The organism is Pseudomonas cyclaminis (genome assembly GCF_015163715.1).
Taxonomy (GTDB): domain Bacteria; phylum Pseudomonadota; class Gammaproteobacteria; order Pseudomonadales; family Pseudomonadaceae; genus Aquipseudomonas; species Aquipseudomonas cyclaminis.
The window spans coordinates 1-3,241 of sequence record NZ_JADDUM010000354.1; the positions used below are offsets into that span (position 1 = coordinate 1).

At 59.3% G+C, this 3,241-nt stretch carries 4 protein-coding genes; all 4 read left to right on the forward strand.

What is annotated here, in order from left to right; all coding sequences use genetic code 11:
• Positions 1 to 270 precede the first annotated feature (270 nt).
• From flgB to flgE, 4 genes are read left to right on the forward strand one after another with little or no spacing between them, the layout of a single operon-like run.
• On the forward strand, positions 271 to 678 hold the full coding sequence (flgB, locus tag IQK56_RS30325) for a flagellar basal body rod protein FlgB (RefSeq protein ID WP_017529461.1): 408 nt from the start codon (positions 271 to 273) through the stop codon (positions 676 to 678).
• Between the two features lie 3 nt (positions 679 to 681).
• Complete coding sequence (flgC, locus tag IQK56_RS30330; protein WP_003175632.1) at positions 682 to 1,125, forward strand: flagellar basal body rod protein FlgC; 444 nt, start codon at positions 682 to 684, stop codon at positions 1,123 to 1,125.
• Between the two features lie 16 nt (positions 1,126 to 1,141).
• The gene (gene flgD, locus IQK56_RS30335; RefSeq protein ID WP_122306792.1) at positions 1,142 to 1,861 is read left to right on the forward strand and encodes a flagellar hook assembly protein FlgD; all 720 of its coding nucleotides are present in this window, start codon (positions 1,142 to 1,144) and stop codon (positions 1,859 to 1,861) included.
• A 31-nt stretch (positions 1,862 to 1,892) separates the two neighbouring features.
• Complete coding sequence (gene flgE, locus IQK56_RS30340) at positions 1,893 to 3,197, forward strand: flagellar hook protein FlgE (protein WP_122306791.1); 1,305 nt, start codon at positions 1,893 to 1,895, stop codon at positions 3,195 to 3,197.
• Positions 3,198 to 3,241 lie beyond the last annotated feature (44 nt).

The following is a 3,241-nucleotide window of genomic DNA, read 5'->3' on the forward strand; positions in this document are numbered from 1 at the left end:
CGATAGCGGTGTATCAGTGATAGAAACACTAACTGATCAACTGCTATCGGGGGCAAGCCCCCTCCCACATTTGTTTCTGCGGCAAGTTGCGGGAAAGCGGCAATCGCCATTGCCGCTTTACTGGCGCCACGCGGAAACCCGTTGCCGCTTTTCTGGCATTGCCGCCGGCAACCTTCCCGCAAACCCTTGATTCATGGGCTTTTCAGAAACTGGCATGGGCCTTGCTATAACCCTGTTAACGAACAGCAGGTCAGCCTAAAGGTTTCCGCCATGAGCATCAGCTTCGATAAAGCGCTCGGTATCCACGAACAAGCCCTGGGCTTCCGCGCCCAGCGTGCTGAAGTCCTGGCCAACAACATTGCCAACGCCGACACCCCGAACTACAAGGCTCGGGATCTGGACTTCTCCGCCGTGCTCGCCGCACAGCAGGACAAGACCAAGAACGGCACCTTCGCCTTGAACATGACCAATAACCGTCATATCGAAGCGCAAGGCCTGAGCAGTGGTGACGAGTCGTTGCTGTATCGCACGCCGATGCAGCCGTCGATCGACCAGAACACCGTCGACGCCCAGCTGGAGCAATCGGCCTATGCCGAGAACTCGGTGAACTTCCAGGCCAGCTTTACCCTGCTCAACAGCAAATTCAAAGGGCTGATGTCAGCCCTGCGTGGAGAGTAAGCCATGTCCCTGTCCAGTGTTTTCAATATTGCCGGTAGCGGCATGAGCGCCCAGACCACGCGCCTCAACACCGTCGCCAGTAACATCGCCAACGCCGAGACCGTGTCTTCGAGCATTGACCAGACGTACCGTGCCCGTCACCCGGTGTTTGCCACCATGTTCCAGGCCGGCCAGAACGGCGGCAGCGACTCGCTGTTCCAGGAGCAGGACGCAGCCGGCAAAGGCGTGCAGGTGCTTGGCGTGGTCGAAGACCAGAGCAATCTCGAAGCCCGCTACGAGCCTAACCACCCGGCGGCGAACGAAAAAGGCTACGTGTACTACCCGAACGTCAATGTGGTCGAGGAAATGGCCGACATGATTTCCGCCAGCCGCTCGTTCCAGACCAACGCGGAAATGATGAACACCGCCAAAACCATGATGCAGAAGGTCCTGACCCTGGGTCAGTGATAAGGGGCGCCAAATAATGGCCATCGTTGATACGTCTACTAATACGGCAGTCCAGGACCTTTTCAATTCCAAGGTCACGACTGCCACCAACAATGTCGCGAGCACGGCCTCCGCCGCCACCGGCAATCAGTCGTTGGGCAAGGATGCGTTCTTGCAGCTGTTGGTCACCCAACTGAAAAACCAGGACCCGCTGTCGCCTCAGGACAACGGTGCATTCGTGGCCCAGTTGGCTCAGTTCAGCAGCCTGGAAGGCATCAACACCCTGAACGACTCGGTGAATGCGATCTCCAGCAACTTCAGTTCCTCCCAGGCGCTGCAGGCGTCGTCGCTGGTAGGGCGTTCGATCATCACCCAGACCGACAAGGCCCTGGTGGATACAAGCAAGAGCATGAACGGTTCGGTGGCAGTGACTGCAGCCACCGGCAACGTCGCCGTCAAGATCACCGACAAAGACGGCAACGTGGTGCGCACCATCGATATGGGCGCCCAGAGCGCTGGCACCTCGGACTTTATCTGGGATGGCAAGAACGAGGCGGGTGAGGTGGCTCCAGCGGGGACCTACACCTTCACGGCCACGACCAAGAACGACAAGGGCGAGTCGGTGGCCCTGGCGACTTCGCTGCCGGCCACGGTGACGAGCGTGACGTTGAGCAAGACCGGCGGCGAAATGCTGCTGAACCTTGCGGGTGGCATGGGCAGCGTCAAGCTGTCGCAAATTCAGACTATCGGTACATAGAGCCGGCTAACTACGGCAGAAGGAGAGAAACATGTCTTTTAATATCGGCCTTAGCGGCCTCTATGCGGCCAACAAACAATTGGACGTGACCGGCAACAACATCGCCAACGTCGCGACCACTGGCTTCAAGTCGTCCCGCGCGGAATTCGCCGACATCTATGCCGCGTCCAAACTGGGCACCGGCCAGAACAGCATCGGCAATGGCGTGAACCTGGCGGCAGTGTCCCAGCAGTTCACCCAGGGCGACGTCAACAACAGCGGCGGTGTGCTGGACATGGCGATCCAGGGCGGCGGCTTCTTCGTGCAGAAGGGCAGCGACGGTTCCCTGGAATACACCCGTAGCGGTGCGTTCCGCGCCGACAAAGACGGCTACATCACCAACAACACCGGCACCTCGCGCCTGCAAGGCTACGCGGCGGATGACGACGGCAAGATCATCAAGGGCGGCTTGACCGACCTGCAACTGAACTTGTCTTACCTGCCGCCGAAGGCGTCCACCAAAGTGGACTCCACCAGTAACCTGAACTCGTCGGAGCCGGTGATCAACCAGACTACCAAGCCGTTCAACCCAAGCGACACCACCACCTTTACCACTCAGTACAGCACCACTTTGTACGATTCCCAGGGCAACTCCCACGCCATGGTGCAGTACATGGTCAAAACCGACGCCAACGAGTGGAACGCCTACACGTTGATCGACGGCCGTAACCTGGACGGTACCAAGCCGACAACGACCGGCACCACGGCACCTGTGCCGTCGACCATCACCTTTGACGGTGCGGGTAAGCTCAAGGATGTTGTGACCGGCGGCGTGAGCAGCAAGACCTTGACGCTCACTGGCTGGGTTCCAGGCTCGGTGACCGATGGCACTTGGACGCCGAACGAAGCGACCGCGGGGCCTATTGCCGTGAACATGGGCAATATCACCCAGTACAACTCGGCCAGCTACCGTAACCCGCCGACCACTGACGGTTACGCCACCGGCCAGATCACCGGCCTGAAAATCGACGGCAGCGGTGTACTGTTCGCCACGTTCAGCAACCAGCAGAGCAAGGCCATCGGCCAGATCTCGCTGGCCAGCTTCAACAACGAACAGGGCCTGCAACCGTCGGGCGGCACTACCTGGAGAGAGACTTTCTCCTCGGGCCAGCCGGGTTACGACACCCCGCAAGCCGGCACCCTGGGTTCGATCGTGGCCAACTCCCTGGAGAACTCCAACGTCAACCTGACCAACGAGCTGGTGGACTTGATCAAGGCCCAGAGCAACTACCAGGCGAACGCCAAGACTATCTCCACCCAGAGCACCATCATGCAGACCATCATTCAGATGACGTGATGCCATGACGTAACGCGCTTGACTGAAAACCCCTCGATCGAGGG